Raw genomic sequence first — 21,227 nt, 5'->3', positions numbered from 1 at the left:
GACCGGCCCGAGCGGAACCGCTCGTGCGCTCCACGACCATGACTGCCGACGACGAGCATCGTTCTTGCGCCTTTGTCTGGCCGCGCTCTCGCGCTCATCGTGTCCCTGCCTGCACGCGATGCAGGCAGGGTGACCGGTGCCCGTGATCTGGTGGCGGATGTCGCAGGGCGGCCGGATCCTGGGCTGAGCCCGCCACGCGCTAGCCGCAGTTCGCCTGAACCAGGGTGACCGTGGTGGGGTTGATCATCGGCGTGGTGCGCACCTCGGTCGGCGCGTAAACGTCCCCGGGCCTGCCCGCGAAGGTGGCACTCACCGTGGCCTGCTGTCCGTCGTCGGAGTCGATCGTGAACTTGACGACCGGTCGGCCGAGATCGTCGACGGCCGGACCGGTCTCCCCACTGCGGGCAGGGACCGGAATCGTCGCGGCCGTGCCCGAGCCGCCGACCGGGCCGTAGACGAAGACTTCGGTGCGCCAGAAGTCATATAGCTGGCTGTAAGCGTACGGGGGAAGCTCCACCCCTGGTGGCAGTGAGATCCCTAACGTCACCTCGACCGTATATGTGGGGGCTTCAGGTGCACACGTGTTCGTGGTGACGGTCGTCGCCGTGCTCAGATAGTAGCTGGACTTCGACGACGATCGATCGCGAAAGTACACGCCGATCACCGAGGCATCCGCATTGCTCGTGGGAAGCGTCCCCTGCAAACGGGTTCCATCGAGCGCGGACTGCACCACGGGGTCGGCACTCCACACCATGAGGCTGCCGTTGTTCGCCGCGGTGGTCAAGGCGCTCAGCATCGGGCGCAGCTCGAAGCCACCCGAGAGCAGCTTCTCGAAGACCGCGAACGCCGCCGCCTTGAAGAACGCGTCTTGGTCGAGGGGATCGGAGAACCTGAGGTATGCCTCGTTGAGCAGCATCGATACGGCGTTCCCGGCGTCGAGCTGCGTGCCATCGGGCAGGGCAACCGGCCCCGTGACCGAGAGGATGGCCGCGAGAGCCATCGGGTCCGCAAGCACGATTCCATCGACGGTGACGCCGAGGTCGCGCTGCAGCCAGGCGTTGAGAATACTCGCCGAGTAGGGCAGATCGGGCCGGCTTGTCGAGGCGTTGATGTTGTCGGTGAGGATCGTGTTATAGAGCTGGCGTACGGGATCTTCGATCGGCAGGCCGAGATCGACGCCGTTGCGAAAGCTCGCGCTCGACGGTTGCTGGCCGAACGAGAGATGCCCCTCATCGGCGCTCATGAGCATCTGAGCGCTCGGCCCTCCCCCGAGCCCCGATGCTTCGGCACTGTTCATGAACGCCAGGTCGATGGTTCTCGGCCCGTCGACGCCGAGGATCATGCTCGCTGCAGAGATTCCGGCCTCGATCGGCGGCAATGCCGAGCGAGCCGAGTCGATCAGCGACACGAACTCCTCGGCCGCCGATGCGATCTGGCCGATCGTCGCGTCGGCATCGAGCGTGCCGAGGTCGGCCACGACACGGTCGAAGGTCTGCTCAGTGGTCGCGGTCAGATCCCGCGCCTCGCGGATGACCGTCACGTCGAAGCCACCGGTTGCAGGGTCGATCGGCGATGAGAGACGGGCCACGATGGCAACCCCCGGCTGGCCGACCTCGGCCGTCACCGTCTGCGTGCTCTCAGCGATCACCCGGACAGCGCGAAAGTTCTCGCCGAGTCCTGGGATCGCCTCGCCCAATGCCCAGAGCCAGCCCCTCGTGCCGATCACTGCCTTGTCTGCCGAGGCGACAGCGGCATCGACCGACCCAACGAGCCTCGTGGTGTCGCCCGCTGCGACGGCGCTCTGCGCAGTAGCGAGTTCGGCGCGTGCGGCTTCGAGATCGGCTCGCACATCGTTCGCAGCCTGGTACAGCGTCCATGCCCCGAGCCCGCCCCCGATCACGAATGCTACGAACACGCCGAGCGGAACCCACAGCCTCGCGCTGCGCACCAATGGTCTCCGCGCCCGCATCGCGCCCCCTGCCGCCCTGCTGCTCACCTCTACAATGCTATGGGTTTCGGCTGGAGGATGTTGGGCAGACACCGCGGCGCCTGTCGACTACGGCGCATAAACCCACGAGCTCTGGCAACATGACTTGATTTGCTCGTGCTACGTTCAAGCAGACAGTTCGCGGTATCTAATGAGGGATAGAGACCTTGACAGTCGAAAAAGTCGTCATCGTCGGGCAAGGTTATGTCGGACTCCCCGTCGCTATGCGTGCGGTCGCTGTCGGTTACGACGTCGTCGGCGTCGAACTCGACAGCCGACGGGTGTCGGGACTCATCGCCGCAACCTCATACGTTGAAGACATTGGCGACGCCGATCTGGCTGCCGCGCTGGCGAGCGGCAGGTACCTCCCGACCGACGACTACCGAAGATCGGAGGGCTTCGCGATCGCCGTCATCACGGTGCCAACGCCCCTGCGCGAGAGTATCCCGGACCTCTCCTATATCCAATCGGCCGCCGCCTCACTTGCACAGACACTCAGCATCGGCGCGACAGTGATTCTCGAATCGACGACCTACCCAGGCACTACTGAAGAGCTCCTCGTGCCGATTCTTGAGCAGGGCTCCGGTCTCGTCGCGGGCCGCGACTTCTACGTGGGATACAGCCCAGAACGCATCGATCCTGGCAATTCGAGATGGGGGTTCGTAAACACGCCAAAGGTCGTCTCTGGGATCGACGCCGAATCGCTCTCGCGGGTGAAGGAGTTCTATGGAAATCTCGTCGAGCAGCTCGTGCCAGTGAGCACTCCGAAGGAAGCAGAACTCACTAAATTGCTCGAGAACACATTCCGCCATGTGAACATTGCGCTCGTGAACGAGCTCGCGATCTTCGCGACTCAGCTTGGGGTGAACGTCTGGGAGGCGATCGATGCCGCTGCGACGAAGCCTTTCGGATTCATGCGCTTCACGCCCGGCCCCGGAGTTGGCGGTCATTGCCTTCCCGTCGATCCGAGCTATCTGTCGTGGCAGGTTCGCAAGATGCTCGGGCAGAGCTTTCGCTTCGTCGAACTCGCCAACGACATTAACAACCACATGCCCGACTACGTTGTGCAACGCACTATGCGCATGCTCAACGACGCAGGTAACGCCCTTCGCGGATCGCGCGTGCTCCTCGTGGGACTTGCATACAAGCGCGACACCGGAGACATTCGCGAGTCTCCCTCGGTTCGACTCGTCGAGCTCCTTCAGGAATATGGCGCACTCGTGCAGGCAATCGATGGACATGTGGAAGCGCACCGTTGGCCAGTCGGTGTTGAGCGTGTCGAGTTGACATCGGAAACGCTCGGTGCGGCTGATATCGCCATTCTGGTGACAGATCATGCGCGCTTCGATTTCGAGTTGATCGAGCAATCCTCGACTTTGGTGCTCGACACTCGCAATCGACTGCGTGGACCAAGCGTCGAACGATTGTAGCCGGACGACACCAGCGCTCGCCGACACGATACCTTGCTCGGGCTGCCCCTGTGTCGGAGAGCACGTAGCAGCTCTCGCAGAAGGTTTCTAGCGTGCCCGCTGATCCTTGAACCAGCTGACCGTCCTGGCAACGCCCTCTGAGAGCGGCACCGGGGAGAGTTCCGTAAAGTACTCACGGATGCGAAGCCCATCCGATTGAGACGCACGGACATCGCCGGCACGGCTCGCAACGCGCCTCACCTTGACCGGAAAGCCAAGCTCACTCTCAATGACACCAATGAGTTCAAGTAGATTCGTATTCGTACCAAACGCAAGGTTGATCGGATCCTGCGCCACAACACGTCCCACGCAAGCCGAGTACAACGCTGCGCATACACTGTCGACGTAAGTGAAGTCTCTTGACTGGAGCCCGTCACCGTGCACGAGGAGCGGCCTGCCATTCAGTGCGGCATCGACAAACCGCGGGATAACTGCAGCATACGCATGATCGGCCGGCTGAAGCGGGCCGTACACATTGAAGAACCTGAAAGCGAGGGTCTCCATTCCGTAGGCAAATTGATAGGCGAGCGTGTAACCCTCGGCACCAAGCTTGGTCACCGCGTACGGACTCATCGGGCGAGTCCAATCGAATTCGGACTTCGGGAGCTTCAGATTCGCGCCGTAAACCGAACTGGATGAAGCAGATACCACGTATGCTCCGACCGAGCGCGCCGCTTCGAGCACGGAAAGCGTGCCCGTCAGATTCGCGACATGACTCGCGAAGGGATCGTCGATTGAGCGCAGGACGCTTCCGAGCGCACCAAGGTGCACGACCGCATCGACGCCTTCGACGGCCGAGCGCATAGCCTCGGCATCGGCGATCGATGCTATCCGCACATCCACGCTGAGCCCGGCGAGATTCGTCATCCGCCCGGTGCTAAGGTCATCGATCACTCGAATGTCGAATGACGAGTCGCGCGCTAAAAGGTAGCGCACGAGATTCGAGCCGATAAAGCCTGCGCCACCGGTGATCAGTATTCGCACGATAGGGATCTTCCATTCTGTTGGAACCGCGAAGAACGAGATTCTCCGCTACTGCCTCGTCGGCGGATGCGGCACAGCCAAGGAGAATCTGGTGCACCGGGCATCCTTTGCCAAGTACAAGCAACGATCAGTGCTGCGAGGAAAACAGTCCCAACGAGATCGACCGACGCCATGGGCTCAATCCCCCAGCCATGGGCTAGAACGCCGGTTGGACCCGCCTGAGAGATGTACCGATCTGGCCCCCAATCAACACCGAAAACGTCAACTTCCGAACTCCACGGGCACTACGTTACAGGCCTTCATACCTCGCTTGCCGCCGCGAAGTCGCCCGCGGTCAGGGAGAGGATGCGACTGGCCGCGACGTCTCCGCACGACCTCGGACCGCCCGGAACGGGAACCAACGCTCGTCCCGCCCGAATGGCACTATTGTCGAGGAGACCACCGATCTCCGAAGTGAGGGAGAGCTTTCGGGAGGCAGCCAAGTGATCGCGATGAAAGTTCTTGTAACCGGGGCATCCGGCAGACTCGGCCGTGCCGTCCGTAGGCGGCTAGAGTCGAGATCGGGGGTAGAAGCAGTCTTCCTTCGTCACTACACGGACGGTTCACGAGGTGACGACGCGTTCGCGTTCGACATGACCGACATGCCTCGTCTGCACTCAGTCGTCTCCACTGCGCGCCCCGACGTGATCATCCACCTCGCATCGATCACCGGCCTCGCGTGTGACAACGACCCTCAGCTAGCCAATGCGATCAACGTCGAAGTCACCATCGCACTTGCTGGCATCGCCGCTGAGCTTGGCACTGAGCGCATTGTCTTCACCTCAACTGCCGCGGTCTACGGCGATGGCTATCGCGAGCCGATTCACGAGGGCACGCCTCTTCGGGGGGCCTCAAGCTACGCATCAACGAAACAACTCGCCGAACGCGGCCTTGTGAAGTGCGTCGAGACGTCAGCGAATCTTTCGGCTGTGGTACTTCGTATCTTCAATCTGTACGGTGACGACTTCACCGACTCTGTTGTGCAAAAACTCCTGACCTCGACGCCGGATCAACCAGTCCGGATACACGGCCTCGATCGTTTCGTTCGCGACTACGTCCACGTAGACGACGTGGTCGACGCGATCATGGCCTGTGTCGATGCGGAGCTAACCGCGCGACACCAGGTGATCAACATCGGGACAGGAGTCCCGACGTCGAACCGCGCGCTTCTCGAACGCCTGGGCGAGCGCCGCGAACTCTACTTCGACCTCGTCGGCGAAGAACGGGAGAGCTACAGTTGCGCCGACATCACACGAGCAGCAGACATCCTCGATTTCGCGCCGAGACTACGCCTTTGAGCCCGGCGACGAACGCGAGCCGGCGACGCCCTTCAAGAAGGTTATCAACCGCGCCTCGGTCGTCAGCTCTGCGAGGTCCCTCAACCTGCTCAAGTTCTCGGTCGATGTGCGATCGTATTCGTGCGGGTCCGCCAACAAACGGGCGATGCGGCGCGTAAGCGCCTCGACATCACCGATGTCAACGAGATCGTCGTCGTCGAGCAGCTCTTCGACACCTCCCGCCCTGGTGGAGACAGCGGGCAAGGCCCGTGCCATCGCCTCGATGAGCGCTCTCGGCAAACCCTCGACAGCTGAGGCCATAACGAACACATCGGCCTCGTCGAGCACAGAGCGAACCTCATCGGCATGCTCCATATGACCGGTGAACGTCACATGCTCGCGGATGCCGAGTTCGCTCGCACGGGCCTCGAGCCCTCCTCGTTCGCGACCGTCGCCGACGAGTGTGAGCGCGACGCTGAAGCCCTGCCTCCGCAGTTTCGAGAGAACGACCAGCAGCTGATCGAATCTCTTGTAGCTCGTCTCCATGGTCCCAACGCTCACGAGGCGGAACTCATGCTCCTGTGCACTCGGATGCCGACGTGGTCGATCTACAAGTAGCCCGTCCATGTCGATGTTGTTGTACCCCATCGTCGGTACACCGGCTCGAACGGGGTAGAGCTGCTGCAGCCAGCTCTGGGTGACGTAGATCGCAGCCGAAGAATTCCGCAGGCAGGATCGCATGATCGAGCTGAACACGCCGGCAAGCAGGCGACCCGCAAGACCCGGGACCAACGCCCGGTAGAGCTGGTTCGGCTCCGATACCACGAGGGCTATGAACGTCGCCTTCAGCTTCCGTGCGCGGAGATAGAGGAGGAGGGAAATCGGCTCAGGAAGTTTACCCACGAAGATACTGTCTCGATCTCCGAGAGAGAAGACCGTCGACATGACTTTTGGCATGCTCACAAGCATTCGTCGAAGTCCGTAGTAGAACCGAACGGGCACGACGCCGACGGCTGGGCCGGTGACATATTCGCCATGCGACTGCGCCCTCGACATATCGACACGGCCAACGACGTTCACCCGCCCGAACGCTTCACCATACGGCTTCCAGATCGTGTATGCGGCGGCGTTGTGATAGCTCTTCGTTCGTCCGTCATCATCACGATGCATACGGACTTCCGTTCCGATGAATGCTTCTCGTCTGTGCACTATCGGGTCAGCTCCCTCGGAAGGACACGATGCTCGCGCTCCGTGCCCCGGGCCATTCCACTCGCGCTCATGAATGCACCGAGCAGCAGCGCCCAAGCCATCGATGCCACCCCTCCCCCGGTAATGAGGGCCACGATGACCGCCACGAGAATGACCACCGAGGAAAGAACACGGTTGAGCAGGAGGACTCGTGGGCGGTCTCGGAGTTTGAAAATGAGCGTTAGACCCGCTGACACAGCGAGGAACAGATACTCGACGCTGGTGATGGGGAGGATAGCTCGCGTCGAACTCCACGTTTCGCCGAGCAGCAGCCGTCCGACCGTTTCAGGCAGCAGGAGGAGGATCCCTGCCCAGGCTGCCGTCACAAGTGTGAGAACCCCGGTCACGGCGACCACCGATCGGACGTCACGACTACGTTCCCTCGTGGAGAGACTCCCCAGGACGCTGAAGTCCAGCAACGCGATGAGCGTATTGACCGGTCCGAAAAGCGTGCCGGCACCCCGGATGGTTCCAACCGCGCTCGCGCCGAGGAACGGAACCATCAGGAATCCCATGGCAAGGGTTACTCCTGTCGACAACGCCACAGCAAGGGTGACCGACTCGCGCAAACCTCGACGTGGGGAAAGCAGGCGCAGGCCTTCTCTGAAGAGCAATCGTGGCCGAAGACTCGGCATCACGGTGATGACGGAGAGGAACACGATCATCGCCCATGCGATACTCAAAGTCGTCGATTCCAAGAAGGGGCCGGTCACGAAGAGGACCAAGGCACCCCCTAATCGGACTGCATCGGAGAGGACGGCCTTGAACGGTTCGCCCTTGGCAATCGCATAGTAGCGGCAGAGGTCCTGAATCATCACAAGTGGTGTTGCCAGCGCGATCATGGCGATGAGCACCATGGTTGTCGAATCCCGTTGGTCGGTCGCCAGCAGTCCCGTGACGGCGACCATCAGTGCGAGAGGGATGAAGAGCAGAGAAAGAGCTGTCGTCGAGGCTGAGAAGAGACGACGGAGGTGATCCGCGCTTCCTGCTGTCGCGAGCGCGACCGGGATGCCGAAGAACGCTCGAGAGAGCCCAAGAAAAAGTGTCAGCGCCGTGAAAAGCATCGCGAAGACACCGAATACCGTCGGCTCGAGGCTCCGGGCCATCGCGAGGACCGCAATGAAACTCGTACCGCTCGAGAGTGCCTGATCGACGATGGAAAGCGCATGTCGCCTCATAAGTGACTTCATCGGCAATCGGTTCGTCATCGGCCCTCCCCCCGGCCTTGACTTTCTATGGCGGCACTGGCAGGGCAGGGCAGGGGTGGTTTGCGCACCAAGCTGCGCGAGAAAACGAGAACGAAACCGCAGATCGCCAGCGGGTAGACAATGCTCTTCAGCTCACCCAACGCATCGGATCGAAGACCATAGGGAAGATATGAGAGTAAGAGGGGGTAGAGGTACCCGCTCAGATTGATGACGGATGCGACCCGCCCAGACTGTTGATATGAGCGCCCGAAGAGCAGCCCGACTAAGAACGCCACCACTGCAATGCCGACGAAGCCGAAGTTGAGGTAGGCCTCCGCAGGCAAAGCGAACCCCCAGCCGTTGCCTTCGAAAGTGAATCCGATGAGGTGACGATAGACAAGGGCGCCCGTGCCTTGGACATCGCCGAACATGGCTCGCGAGATCACTCCAGGGAACATGAACTTGAGTGACTCCAGATACGTGGCTCCCCCAAAAAAGTCATACTGCTGAGGAACAAGCTGAATAAGGCTGTCGGTGATATACAGCGGGCTCGATGTCTCGACAAGGAGGTTCTCGATCAGTGGGTAGCCAGGTGGTCCTGCTGAGCGTGAGCGAAACTGTGCGACAGCGAGAAAAGCCGCGGCCACGATGGCGGCCGCGACAACGACTCGTCCCACCGGAATCCTGCGCCCGCATTTCAGCCAGAACCACAAGTACAGAACGAGAGGTGCGATCATTTCCGCCCGCGAGCCGAGGATGAACAGGCTGATCCCGCAGATCGAGATCACCAAGACCTTGTCGATGGCGGTGAGCGGCCGGCCAAGTGCAAGTGTGTTTCCGCGCATGACCAGAAGACAGCCGACCGCGACGAGCGATTCACCGAGGATCGAGATGGCGGTGTCCGTGGTGTAGGCCAATTGATTGGCACCGTACACTCGACTGGAGATCGCACCGTCCACGAGCCACTCGTAGACCCTTGCCGCAAGAGCCAAGAACAGAACCAACCGGCCGAAGTCCCGCGTGACAAGACTCACGGCGGCATCGTACGGTGAAACAAGCTGCAGATCACTCGCCGTAGAGCGGTTGCCGGCGACCCGTCCACCCATCGAAAGCCTTGCGCCAACGCAATACATGATGATGACGAGGGACATTGCGACCGCAGTCTGCGAATTAAGCATGCTGCTGGGCATCGTTTGGATGCCTTGTCCGGTCAATGAAATGTAGATCAGCGGAACGAGAAGAGCATAGACCAGGTAGGCGACCGGTGCGACGAGCGGATGGAGTAGTCGCGTGGCTTCACGACAGCGGAGCGCTGTCAATACGACCACGACGATGGCTCCCGTGAACGTCACCCAGACAATCAATTTCGCCGCTGCTTCACTCCCGCTATCGGTTACCGAGGACATGACGAACGTGATTGCCACGATGACGACGATCGAAACCACGAGGCTTCCCGCGATTGCGCTCTTGCGCATCCCTACCCTCCAAACTCTCCGTCAGATCGATCCGTGATTGACCTCGGTTCGCGCGCCGAGGCCGAGCGGGCTACCTCTTGCGCAGTCCCGTGCGTTCGGCGTGGCTCCATACCGTCGAGAGAATGAAGTTGAAGGAGCCGGTGCCACCGGTGATGAGCATTCGTTTGCCTGTGTAATCGGTCGATTGCATCGAACCGCCTCTATCCACTGCTTGACCGTCCTTCAATCGCAAGACTGAGTGCGTTTACGGTTCTCTCAGCAACGATCTTTGCCGAGAGATTTTCGTCGTAGTAACGACGTCCCGCCCGAGCCATTCCGTCGCGGCATGCTTCGGTCATGGTCGCCAGGTCTGAAATGGCTTCGGCAAGCGCGACAGTGTCGCCGGGGTTGGCCGTCATCGCCGCTCCCGACTCTCGCAGCAGTTTCTCGCCGTCGCCAGCGATGAGTCCGATGATCGGAACCTGCGATGCGAGCAGCGAGGCGATCTTGCTCGGCGTCGTATGGCGGAGAAATGCTGAGTCCGCCAGCGAGACGAGCTGCGCATCCGCGCGCGCCATCACTTCAGGCACGGCGACCTTCGGAATCCTGCCCGTGAACGAGACATGATCGAGCCTGTGACGACGCACGTGGGCTTCGAGCCTTTCGCGAGCGATTCCGTCCCCGACGATGATGATCCGCAGATCCTGGCGATCACGGAGCAATTCGGCTGCTCCGAGCAGCGTATCGAGGCCCTGGACCTCACCGACGGATCCCACGTACATCAGAGTGAACACTCCACTCTCTGCCCTGATGCTCAGTCGTCGGCGCACCTCCGACATCGGCACGAACAGACCTTCGTCGGTCGGGTTCGGAACGTAGACGATCTTGCTCGGATCCAACCCCGGATGCCGGTCAAGAATAAACTCTCGAACACTCGGCGAAATGACGCCGACCACAGCCGATCTCCGCTCCGTTGTGCGCACGATCCGCTTGACAAGTCTTGTCGTAAGATCTCCTGCACGCCCGGTGGGGAACATTCCACTCTCGATCAACGATTCCGGCCATAAGTCTTGAACATGCAAAAAGTACGGTGTGCGCCCGCGACGTGTGTGGGCCAGTAACGGGAGGCTGACGGTTATCGGGGAGTTATACACCCAGACGGCATCGACTCCGTTCAACGCGTTCAAACCGGCCACGGTTGCCGACAGTCCGAAACTTCCATAGTTCGCGATCCGTCCGAATGCCGACGAGCTGTGGTTCGGATACAGGGCGACACGTGTGAGGTCGTAGTCAGGCTCACTCGTCAGGTATCGCAGCCTCTGTCGATACCCCTGATAAATCCTTCCATCAGGATAGTTCGGAAAGCCGGTCAACACCTTTACCGAATGTCCGAGCTGGTGAAACTCGCGCGCAAGGACCCCGGGGATCGCCGCTGGGCCAGGCTCCGGATCGAACCATTGGGAGAGCATGCCGATTTTCATGGGGCTCCCCTCGATGAATCGGACGAGATGAACTCCCGCTCGAGTCTGATGGAGCGTGCCCACGAGGCGTCCTGCTCTTGTCCGAACCACATCAACTCGACGCGCCGTACCGCTCCCGCGTGCCGGCGCCCGAGAACCGCTGTCGCGGCATAGCCCAAGCAGACCGCGACGCCACACAATCGACGCGGGAGCACCTTCGGCTCCCGGTTTCCCGCATCGCGTAACACGCTCGAGACTGTCGTTCCTTCCCAAGGTTGCAAGACCACCCCTGGAACCGGGCCAGGTGCTTCTCCTACCGCGATGACGAAGTCCACGAGCCCTTGGAGCGAGCTGACCACCGTACGCTGCGTCCCCGGGGAGGCGACCGACGAGAAACCCGATCTCGCGAGACGCGCGAGGCGGTCGGTCGTGTCCCTCGTGTGCCCCTGAACCGAGGTCGCCCGGACGATGACCAGTGAGGCACGTTCCCCGGCGTCGTGAGACCCAGACCAATCCATCAGCAGACGTTCGCCCATCGCCTTGGACTCTGAGTATGGCGAGAAAGGGGCGAGCCTCATGGTCTCATCGAGTGACGCAGCACGACCCTGCACCGCCGCAGAACTCAAGTGGATGATCCGACGAACGCCCGCCTGTTGTGCCGCTTCCGCGACGACGAGCGGGAGAAACGCGTTGGCGCCGTACAGGGCGCCACTCGCAGCAGAACCCGGTCGAGCCAGCCCCGCAGCGTTGACGACGACGTCCGTGCCGGCAAGCTGGGACGTCAGTCTCTTCACATCGTCCCTTGACGCGACGCGCAGTGCGTCCCCCTTGAGTGATCGGCGGGGAACGTCCAGGCGGGGCGCAGAAAGCGCGCTATATGCCTTATGACGCTTCTCGAGCTCAGCGACGATAGACCGTCCGATGAACCCGCTTCCTCCTACGACACTCCACGTGCTGCCTGTCATTGGCGCAGGCTCTCAACCCGTGTCAGCAGGAGGAGGTATCCGGCGACGATCGCCACGATTCCGGCGCCAGCGCCGCAAGCGGCTTCCCAGCTCGGGATAAGCGAGAGACAACCGAATGTTGCGGCGAGAGCACTCGCGACGGCGACGATGGCGGCGACTTTTGCATGGTCGACTCCTGCGTCGGCCATGCGCTGATACGCGTGGCCTCGGTGCGACTCGTACCATTTCTCTCCTCGTGCAATACGACGTGTAAGAGTGGAGGCGGTGTCGGCAAGGTAGATGCTCAGCGGGCCGAGAACTGCGAGTGGAGGTAAGCCTGTCATCATCGCTGCGACCGCGATGATGGAAACGACTCCTCCCAGAAGGTAGCTTCCTGCATCACCCAGGAACATACGCCCCGAGTTGATGTTCCACGGCAGAAAGGCTCCGAAGACGCCGGCGAGGAGCAGCCCGGCAAAGAGCAACCACCCCAGCCCGAACCATACGCCAAGGAACGCGAACACCCCACCGACAACGACTCCGTGAAGCCCGGATATGCCATTCACGCCGTCCATGAAGTTCGCAACGTTGATATAACCGGCAACGAAGATCGCCGCAATGACAGTCCACGGCCAACTCGTTCCGGTATACGCAGAAAGACCAGCGGCTCCAACTGCGCCGATCAGGAGTTGACCCAGCACGCGACCCAGAATGGAAATCCCTGCGGTGTCCTCGAAGAACCCGAGCGCCCCTGAGAGTAGTGCGACGATCGCAATGCCCCCGTAGATCCCGTCGAACTCGCCGGCTCCTGCTGCAAGGACTATCCCAAGTCCGCAGAGAGCGCCGACGAGAAGTGCAACACCCGCGCCTCGCACGACCGGCGTCGAATGGAGCGATCGTGCGCTGGGAACATCCAAGACTCCCCAATGTCGAAACAATGGCTCGACGACGGCCAAACCGATCGTCGTTGCCGCGATCGCGACAGCCAGCGCGCCAACCTCGACCACCCCGTTCATTTCACCACCGAATTCAAACCGCTCGCGCTCCCTGCGGCATGTATCTTCGCGATCCAGTTTTCGAACCGTAACTCTGAAGGGTTCAGGCTCGGCACTGTTGAATGGGACACCTTCGGATGGAACAGCCGCTCATTCGTCTCGCCATCCCCCATCAACTCCTCGTGCAGCTTCTCGCCATCGCGCAACCCGGTGAACACTAGCTCGATCTGCTTGCCGCTTGCGGCAATCATTCGTTCCGCCACGTCCAGGATGCGGATCGGTTCGCCCATGTCGAGGGTCAGCACCTCCCCGGGTGCGCCAATCCCGCCGGCCTGCACGACGAGCTGGCACGCCTCGGGGATCGTCATGAAGAAACGGGTGGCATCAGGATGCGTCACGGTGAGTGGCCCGCCCGATTCGATCAGAGCCGTAAACGTCGGGAACATGGAGCCGCGAGAACCGATCACGTTACCAAAGCGCACCGAGAGGTAATGGGAACCCGTCTCGCCGGCTGCCCAGGCCGTGAGTTTCTCGGCCGCCCGCTTCGAATGGCCGAGCGCGCTCGTGGGATTGGCCGCCTTGTCGGTCGAGATGTTGACGAAGGTGTCGACGCCGACCCCGCGAGCCGCGTTCAGCACGTTCAGCGTGCCGATCACGTTGGTCTTCCACGCCTCGTCGGGATACTGCTCCAGCATGGGCAGGTGCTTCAGCGCAGCCGCATGGAAGACGACATCCGGCCGACGCTCCTCGAAGATGCCGACGAGCGCCTTGACGTCGCGGATGTCCGCGAGCACGACGTCCCTGGTGTCGAGAAGCCCATGCCCGCTCGTGCCCAGCTGCGCGCTCTGCAATCCCGTCTCATCGTGATCGAGCATGATGAGCTCTTGCGGTCCGTACTTGGAGATCTGGCGGCAGAGCTCCGAACCGATGGAGCCGCCGGCCCCGGTGACGAGGACTCGCTTGCTCGCGAGGTAGCCGGCGATCGACTCGACCTGGGTGTCGACCGGGTGCCGGCCGATCAGGTCCTCGATCTTCACATTTCGAAGGTCCTTGAGGTTCTGCCTGCCGGCGAGCACCTCCTCCAGAAGCGGGAACACCTTCACGACGACGTCGTGCTGAGAGGCGACATCCGTGAGTTCGCGCAGCAGGGTGGCATCTGCTTTGGCGACGCTGACGACAAGCACGGTCGCACCGGTCTGCTCGAGGATTCCGCCCAGCCGACTGCGATCTCCGAGCACCGGAACATCGTAGAGCCGTAGGTTCTGTTTGCCGGGGTCGTCGTCGACGATGCCGACGGGGCGATACACGGAATAGGGGTCGAGAAGCATCCTGCGGGTCAGCGCATCGCCCAGGTATCCGGCACCGAAGATGAGAGTCCTCTGCGCGCTCTCTCCAGGTCTTATCGAGCGTTCGACGAGCAGACGCTTCGTGTAACGCACCCCCGCCATCATCACGAAAGCGAGCGGCAGGGCGATGAACATCGTGCTCCGCGGAATCCCGAACGAGACGCCGAAGACGGCGACAGGGACGCCGATCACCGCGGCCACCCAGAGAACCGCCCACAGCAGGCCTCGCACCTCGGAGAAGCTCCCGTAGGTGTAGCGGCCGCGATAGAGATGGTAGCCCCAGCCGAAGGCGAGTTGTGCAAGAACCGCAGCCGCGCACACGAGGATCAGCGGGACGAACGCGATGAGTCCGACTGCGAACTCGTAACGCAGCGTCTCGGCGATCACGAGGGCGACGACCCAAGCCATCGCGTCGAGCACGAACTGACTGCCGAAACGTACGGGCGGGACCGATCCATGGATCTCGACCATCCGTTTCGTCGCAAAGTCTCCTAGCGCCATGTGGCTCCCCCGTCGTTCGACCGGGCTAACGTGGCACCGGCCCAGATCCACAGTGTCCCGTCGGACGCCGCGGCCAAAGCGATCTCCCCTGGCTGGGTCGCGGCCACTAGGCACGGCGTCGGCGACGAGCGATCGGATCCCGCCAGCGCTACGAGGTGAACACCCTGGCAAACGGAGGCGTCGGCGACGGCGACCGCATAGCCGGCCGTGGTCGCCGAGACCGCGGCGGCCCCGGCGACGATGACGGGATCGGACCAGGTCGCGCCGGCGTCGACGGTCACGAAGAAAGTCGCGTCGTCGCAGAGAACGGCGGCCTCGGTTTCGTTCTTCGATGCGAGCTGGACAGCCCGCGCGCACGGCGCGGTGACCAGACCGGCCTGTGAATGGATCGAAGCCGGGTCGGCGGGGAGCAGGTACCAGTTGTTCGCGAGCCGCTCGTCGTAGACCGCCCATTGCTCACCCGCCACGAAGGTGCCGAGAGCGGTGGGAGCGCACTCGGCGGTCTGCGCGATGAGCGTGACCTCGTCTTCGGTGGCCGGGTAGATCGCGAGAATCGCCGACGCTCCCGCCTCGAAGGCTCGAAAGCTCGCCCCGCCGTCCGTCGTGCGCTCGGGTTCCGCCGGAACATTCGGGCACGCTCCCGTGCTCGACCGCCACGCCGTGTCGGCGTCAAGGGCCGCGAGGACGCGCCCGGGGACGACGACGGTTCCCGATTCGGCCGGGCTCACCGACGCGGTCGGGCTCTCCGACGCGGTCGGACTCGCGGTCGGCGTAGCCTCTCCGTCGACGAGCGGAGATCCCGGGGCCTCCCCGGCTGTGCTCGGTGTGCCGACCGGGACCAACGCTACCGCGACGAGAACCACGGTCACCGCAGCGAGAACCACGAGCCCGAGGATCGCCGGTGTTCGCGCGATCCGACCACGACCCGTTGCTTTCGCGTTCCTGATGACAGCCATGATCTATCGCAGAGCGACCGACGCCGCCCGATCGAAGAACGTGAGGACCGCGCGGACCGCAGGAACGATCTGCTCGGCCGAACGCTGATAGACGGCATCGCTCTGCCCATAGGGATCGACGACGTTGTCATCGTCCGGAGCGTCGGGATGCTGGACTATTCCGCGACGCGATGCGGCGAGTTCCACTGCCGCCGTGAATCGCGCCGAGAGATCGCCCCTGGGCAATTGCGCGATCTCAGCGAACTCGGGCTCAGGGACGTTCACGACAAGACGCGCGAACTCGCGGATCATGAACGTCGTGCGACTCGCACGCGGCAGCAGCTCAACCACGGCGCGCCGATGCTCGCGCGACATCGCGAACACGAGATCCGCATCCCGGATCAGAGCGATGGTGAGTTCACGAGCGGCATGCCTCTGCGGCTCGACACCGCCGAAACGCAGCGACAAGGCCTGCGCCTGCTGCGTCATCCCCTGTCCGACGAGCGCCATCGTCCCGGCACTGGTGACCTCGACACCGGCGAACGTCGACAGTCCCGTTCGCAACAACTGCTCGGCGAGCGGTGAGCGGCAGATGTTTCCGGAGCAGACGGTGAGGATCGAGAAGGTGTCCACGATCAACCTCGTCGCATCCTGTGCAGAGTGCGCCGGTCTGCGGTCTGGCCCAGGTCGGTCTCCTCACCGTCGAAGTCGTGGGTGACCCCGTAGATATAGGCACCATAGCTGTAGGAGTCGGGGCCCTTCGTCGGCAGCATCGTCACGATGACGCCGATCAGGCGGCTGCCGATGCCTTCGAGGGCACGCACGGCACCGGCGAGCTCGTTCTTCCTCGTGCTGCCGGATGCCGCCACCAGGATCGCCCCACCGCAGAGCTTGCTCAGCACAGCGGCGTCGGTGACGAGCAGAAGCGGTGGCGTATCGATGAGCACATAGTCGAACTGCTCGGTCAAGCCCCCCAAGAGGCGCGCCATCGCGGTCGAGCCGAGGAGTTCGCTGGGGTTCGGGGGGATTCGTCCGGCAGGAAGCACGAAGAGCTTCCCCTTGCCCCATTTCTGGAGGACGTCGGCGAGCTCCACCCGTCCGATGAGCACATCGGTCAGGCCGACACCGCCCTCGACCCCCATGTACTCGGCGATCTTGGGCAACCGGAGATCGCCGTCGAGGAGCGCGACACGCGCGCCGGTCTCGGCCAGGGAGATCGCGAGGTTCGCCGTCGTCGTGCTCTTGCCTTCGCCGGGGCCGGAGCTCGATATGACGAAACTCCGGGGCCCTCCTTCGACATTGACGAACTGCAGGTTGGTGCGGAGACTGCGGAACGACTCCGCACGCGGACTGCGGGGATCGACGTGCACGACGAGCGGGCGCTTCTTCGCTTCGGGATCGAGCGCGATCCCGCCGAGGATCGGGCTGTCGGTGATCTGAGCGATGTCGTGCTGGCTGTGGATGCGCGTGTCGAGCACGCTGCGCAGGATCGCGACAGCGATCCCCGCGACCAGTCCGAGGAGCAGCCCGAGCACGAGATTGAGCGGAACGTTCGGGCTCGACGGCCTGGCCGGAACGAGAGCCGGCTGGATCGTCTCGATCTTGACGAGACTCGCCCCTTCGCCGTCGGGCTTCTCGAGGTCGTTCACGACGACGTCGGTGAAGTTCTTGCCGACCGAGTTGGCGACGGCCGCGGCGCGCTCAGGGTTCGTATCGGTCACCCCGATCTCGATGAGCACCGTGTTGAGCGGCGAACTCGCCGCGATCTGGCTGGAAAGCTGCTGAGCACTGGTGTCCAGACCGAGTTCGTCGATCACCTTGTCGAGTACGAGGGCACTGCCGACGACATCGACGTAGGAGGTGACCGCCTGGCGTGCGAAGCTCGTGCCCTGCACGAGATCGCCTGTCGCCGCGCCCTCGCCCGCACGCACCGACACGTAGAGCGAGGTCGTCGCCTGGTACTTCGGCGTCGTCAGGATGGAGTATCCGGCCGCGACGGCGACACCGAGAAGCGTGCCGACGAGAATGAGGATCCAGCTCTTGTGCAGAATCCTCAGATAGTCATGAAGTTCCAAGCGATTGCCCCCCGCAGCCCCCCAAGGCCACCAATCCCGATAACTTGCTCAGAGCAAGTGTGGCATATTCGCGGTCTCCTTCCCCGCTGATAACCCCAAATGGGGGCATCATCTCGAGTACCGGGGGAAATTGCGGCAGCCGCTCTGGGACGGAGTCGGCGGTCTGTCCTCAGCCCTCGCGGACCCTGCCTGCAAGGTTCACCGTGAGCATCCGCGACTCGCCGGCCGCCAGCTCGGTGACGATCACGGCGAGGTCGTCGCGCCCGGCCGGGAGCAGTCTGGCGGTCAGGCGGCCGGATGACAGCTCGCGCAATTCGCGGACGATCAGATCCGCGACGGCGACCGGACCCCATGCAGTCCCCGAGTCGTCGAGCAACGTCACCTCCACCCCACGTTCACGCGCGGTGCGCGCACTCGCCAGAACCTGTGAGAAGGCGAGGCCGCGCCCGCGCACGACGTCACGCAGCGATGCCTCGATGAGCAGACATTCCCGCCGTTCCTCTGCACTCAGCCGTTCGCCCCGGGCGACACGCTCCATCATGGGACGAGCCACCTCGTCGAGGCGCGCAAGTTGGGCGACCCGCTCGTCCTCCGCCGCACGGGCCGTGGCATCCGCTGCCGCCTGGGCGATCCGCTGACGATCGACCTCGGTCAGGCGCACAGCCGTGCGCCGGAGCCCGACGGCGAACATGGTCGCAACGACGAGAGTCGCCGCGTGCCGCACGACGAGCCCGACCCCGGTCATCGGGCCGAGCCCGCTGAGCATCGCCCAGCTGATCGCGATGAGCGACATGATCCCGTAGCCCGCCCATCCCAACCAGGGCCGCCCACGCAGGATGAGCATGAAGAGCACGAGGGTGATCGCTCCGAGATGCCAGGTGGCGTAGGTGGGCCAGCCCGCCGGGGTCACCTGCTGGGTCTGCAGAATCGCGGTCAGCGTGCACAGCGTGAGGACGCCGAGAGTCCAGCCGAACGGAAAAGGGTCGGGCGCAGGCCACAGCGACCAGACCGCGGAGGCGGCGAGCGACAGGAAGGCGATGATCGTCAGACCCGGTTGCGCGCGCGGGTCGGGATTCGCGAACGCCAGCAGGGCGTGCACGCCGAGGAAGAGCACGAGGATGGTGCGGGCGTGCGGTCCTCCAAGGCCCAGCAGACTCGTCACGTCGACGGAGACGGCGTCCTTCGGCGGAGCGGACTTCGCGGGGCCCGTCGTCATGAGGGCACCCAGCCGAGTTCGACGCGCGTGCCCAGGCCGGCCCGCGAATCGATCGTGGCGTAGCCTCCCGGCAGACCGGCCATCCGGCCGCGGATGCTGCGTGCGATCCCGAGGCGTTCCGGGCGCACCTGAACCTCTTCGAACCCGATGCCGTCGTCGCGGACTCGCACGACGATCGAGGCCTCGGACAGCGTGACCGCGAGACTCCGGTGCACCGCGCGCCGCTCATCGCCGCCACCGGCATGCAGGATCGAGTTGCGCGCCGCCTCCCCGGAGGCGGCGACGATGGCCTCGACGACGTCGGCGGGAACGCAACGACTTCCTTGGTAGTCCTCCGAGCCCTCGGCCGAGAACGCGATGCCCGCCTCTTCTGCGATCGAGCGCAGCCGGTCGACGAGCTCTGCTACGGTGAGCGCATCGACGGGGCTCGAAGCACCACGCAGGCGATCGATCTGCTCGAGGGTCGTGCGCGCCTGCTCAGAGCCCTCGACCTGATCGAGCGGGCCGCGCCCGGCCATGAGCAACGTCGAGATGACCCCGTCATGGATGAGCGCGTCGAAGCGCGCCCGCTCCTGCTCGCGCGCCTCGCGCGCCGCCTTGCGTGAGGCCTCAGTTCTCGCCCGCTCGTTCAAGCTGTCCAGCCGGGCCGCGCTCTGCTGTCCGACCAGCACGAGGCCGGTGAACACGGAGGCGAAGACGATCGCGTAGAGCGCCGTCTCAACGGCGACGAGCACGGCATCCGGGCGGTCGGAGGCGCGCACCATGATCGTTCCGTTCATGACGCTGATGATCAGCAGATAGCCCCATACGACATTGCCCCGAGCCGCGAGGGCAAGGCAGACGACGGGCATTGCCGAGATCGTGAGAACCCACGGCATCCCGGATGCCGCGGGGATCGCGTGACGATGGATCGCCACCCAGATCACGAGCACGAGCAGGTAGGCGATCGCCTCCGCGAGCGCCAGGCCGCGCACGAACGCGATCGGAGTCCAGAGCGCGCAGAGTCCCAGGCTGACCGGGATTCCGACGACGATCGCGAAGGCGACCATCTCGAGAGCGCCGAAGCCGTTCGGATGCTGCACGATGAACGGCTCGTAGGCGAGCGCTCCGAAGATGACGCCGCCGACCCCGAGCGCGAGGGCCGTGATGCGGATCACGCGCTCCTCGGTGGCACCCGCCCGAGCACGAACGGTCATTCCCGTCGTGGCGATCCTCGCAACGGTCACCGCTGCTCCGACGTCGGGGCACGCCAGCGCTGGCCGGGCACGGGAAGGATCCCATCCTCCAGTGCGCGCTTGTAGAGATCCACCTTGGTCGACGCCGGACGGCCGACCCTTTCGTACTTACCTCGGATGCGGCGGATGTAATCGATCACGGTGGCTTCGCTCACCCCCGTCGTGCTCGCGACGAGCGGTGCCTTGGCCCCGGCAGCGTAGAGCGACAGCACCTGCCGTTCGCGCGAGCTCAGTACGGCATCCGCCAGATCGGGGTCGCCGTCGAGCGCGGCTGCCCACTCCATCGAGGCGATCGTCTCACCCGCAGCGGCTCGTTTGACCGCATCGAACAGCACGGCGACCGGCTCAGACTTTCGTATGACGCCGAGCACGCCGCTATGGGCGGCGGAGCGCACGAGCGACGTGTCATCGCCGCCGGTGAAGGCGAGGACCTCCGCGCCGGTCTCGCGGATGCGCCGCACGTTCTCGGCCGGAACCGAGCCGTCTGCGAGACGCAGATCGAGGATGACGAGATGGAGCGTCTCCCCGAGCTCGAGCAGCTCGGTCACCGTCGGCCTGTACGCCACGACGGTGATGTCGGGAATGGTGGCGAACAGATCTGCGAAGCCCCGCGCGACGATCTCATGGTCGTCGACCAGCGCAACTCGATAGCTCTCCACAATGCCCTCTACCCCAACTTAGCGCGATTCCGGAGGTTTGCCTCCCCCCGAGTGCCCCCAGAAATGACGGCTACTGCCGTACGACGCGAAGACCTACAGTGAGAACAAGGGGGAACAGCCTCACGTGTCGTGATGCTCGAACCCGAACGGGCGTGGCGCACAGTGAGTAAATGTGGCCGTCTCAACACCAGTTGATGCGGCCACATTTGTGCGTCT

17 protein-coding genes are annotated in these 21,227 nt (G+C 63.4%); 2 read left to right on the top strand and 15 right to left on the bottom strand.

Annotated elements, in window-relative coordinates; genetic code table 11:
- Positions 1–199: 199 nt before the first annotated feature.
- Entirely contained in the window at positions 200–1,996 is a 1,797-nt protein-coding gene (locus ACFQB0_RS00885) for a DUF4012 domain-containing protein (RefSeq protein ID WP_386726382.1), read from the bottom strand.
- 158 nt (positions 1,997–2,154) lie between these two features.
- Between ACFQB0_RS00885 and ACFQB0_RS00880 the strand changes: the two genes are divergently transcribed.
- Positions 2,155–3,417 carry a nucleotide sugar dehydrogenase gene (locus ACFQB0_RS00880; protein WP_386726379.1) on the top strand — a complete coding sequence of 421 codons (1,263 nt, stop codon included), beginning with the start codon at positions 2,155–2,157 and terminating at the stop codon, positions 3,415–3,417.
- An 87-nt stretch (positions 3,418–3,504) separates the two neighbouring features.
- On the opposite strand, the gene ACFQB0_RS00875 is transcribed toward ACFQB0_RS00880, so the two are convergent.
- Positions 3,505–4,440 carry an NAD-dependent epimerase/dehydratase family protein gene (locus tag ACFQB0_RS00875; protein WP_386726376.1) on the bottom strand — a complete coding sequence of 312 codons (936 nt, stop codon included), beginning with the start codon at positions 4,438–4,440 and terminating at the stop codon, positions 3,505–3,507.
- Positions 4,441–4,931: 491 nt separating this feature from the next.
- Between ACFQB0_RS00875 and ACFQB0_RS00870 the strand changes: the two genes are divergently transcribed.
- Complete coding sequence (locus tag ACFQB0_RS00870; RefSeq protein WP_386729576.1) at positions 4,932–5,777, top strand: NAD-dependent epimerase/dehydratase family protein; 846 nt, start codon at positions 4,932–4,934, stop codon at positions 5,775–5,777.
- Here the strand turns inward: ACFQB0_RS00870 and ACFQB0_RS00865 are convergent.
- From ACFQB0_RS00865 to ACFQB0_RS00805, 13 genes are all read right to left on the bottom strand, one after another.
- Positions 5,766–6,926, bottom strand: a complete 1,161-nt coding sequence (locus ACFQB0_RS00865; RefSeq protein ID WP_386726374.1) for a glycosyltransferase — start codon at positions 6,924–6,926, stop codon at positions 5,766–5,768. The genes ACFQB0_RS00870 and ACFQB0_RS00865 overlap by 12 nt on opposite strands.
- Positions 6,927–6,964: 38 nt before the next feature.
- Entirely contained in the window at positions 6,965–8,182 is a 1,218-nt protein-coding gene (locus ACFQB0_RS00860; protein ID WP_386726371.1) for a hypothetical protein, read from the bottom strand.
- A gap of 26 nt (positions 8,183–8,208) precedes the next feature.
- On the bottom strand, positions 8,209–9,666 hold the full coding sequence (wzy, locus tag ACFQB0_RS00855) for an O-antigen polysaccharide polymerase Wzy (RefSeq protein WP_386726369.1): 1,458 nt from the start codon (positions 9,664–9,666) through the stop codon (positions 8,209–8,211).
- A gap of 200 nt (positions 9,667–9,866) precedes the next feature.
- Positions 9,867–11,126: a glycosyltransferase family 4 protein gene (locus ACFQB0_RS00850; RefSeq protein ID WP_386726366.1), complete on the bottom strand. Its 1,260-nt coding sequence runs from the start codon at positions 11,124–11,126 to the stop codon at positions 9,867–9,869.
- Positions 11,123–12,070 carry an NAD-dependent epimerase/dehydratase family protein gene (locus ACFQB0_RS00845; RefSeq protein WP_386726364.1) on the bottom strand — a complete coding sequence of 316 codons (948 nt, stop codon included), beginning with the start codon at positions 12,068–12,070 and terminating at the stop codon, positions 11,123–11,125. Before ACFQB0_RS00845 ends, ACFQB0_RS00850 begins: the two co-directional genes overlap by 4 nt.
- Entirely contained in the window at positions 12,067–13,005 is a 939-nt protein-coding gene (locus ACFQB0_RS00840) for a UDP-phosphate glycosyltransferase (RefSeq protein ID WP_386726361.1), read from the bottom strand. The genes ACFQB0_RS00845 and ACFQB0_RS00840 overlap by 4 nt, the downstream gene beginning before the upstream one ends.
- Before the next feature lie 56 nt (positions 13,006–13,061).
- A complete protein-coding gene (locus tag ACFQB0_RS00835) occupies positions 13,062–14,891 on the bottom strand; it encodes a polysaccharide biosynthesis protein (protein ID WP_386726359.1) in 1,830 nt (609 codons plus the stop codon).
- Positions 14,882–15,847, bottom strand: a complete 966-nt coding sequence (locus tag ACFQB0_RS00830; RefSeq protein ID WP_386726357.1) for a hypothetical protein — start codon at positions 15,845–15,847, stop codon at positions 14,882–14,884. The genes ACFQB0_RS00835 and ACFQB0_RS00830 overlap by 10 nt, the downstream gene beginning before the upstream one ends.
- Positions 15,848–15,850: 3 nt before the next feature.
- Positions 15,851–16,459: an arsenate reductase/protein-tyrosine-phosphatase family protein gene (locus ACFQB0_RS00825; RefSeq protein WP_386726355.1), complete on the bottom strand. Its 609-nt coding sequence runs from the start codon at positions 16,457–16,459 to the stop codon at positions 15,851–15,853.
- Between the two features lie 2 nt (positions 16,460–16,461).
- Positions 16,462–17,901: a polysaccharide biosynthesis tyrosine autokinase gene (locus ACFQB0_RS00820; protein WP_386726353.1), complete on the bottom strand. Its 1,440-nt coding sequence runs from the start codon at positions 17,899–17,901 to the stop codon at positions 16,462–16,464.
- A gap of 169 nt (positions 17,902–18,070) precedes the next feature.
- Complete coding sequence (locus ACFQB0_RS00815) at positions 18,071–19,117, bottom strand: hypothetical protein (protein WP_386726350.1); 1,047 nt, start codon at positions 19,115–19,117, stop codon at positions 18,071–18,073.
- Complete coding sequence (locus tag ACFQB0_RS00810) at positions 19,114–20,313, bottom strand: sensor histidine kinase (protein ID WP_386726347.1); 1,200 nt, start codon at positions 20,311–20,313, stop codon at positions 19,114–19,116. Before ACFQB0_RS00810 ends, ACFQB0_RS00815 begins: the two co-directional genes overlap by 4 nt.
- A gap of 26 nt (positions 20,314–20,339) precedes the next feature.
- Complete coding sequence (locus ACFQB0_RS00805; protein ID WP_386726345.1) at positions 20,340–21,011, bottom strand: LuxR C-terminal-related transcriptional regulator; 672 nt, start codon at positions 21,009–21,011, stop codon at positions 20,340–20,342.
- Positions 21,012–21,227: the final 216 nt, after the last annotated feature.

This window comes from Luethyella okanaganae (assembly GCF_042660285.1).
Classification (GTDB): domain Bacteria; phylum Actinomycetota; class Actinomycetes; order Actinomycetales; family Microbacteriaceae; genus Luethyella; species Luethyella okanaganae.
This window is presented reverse-complemented; position numbering and strand designations above follow the sequence as displayed.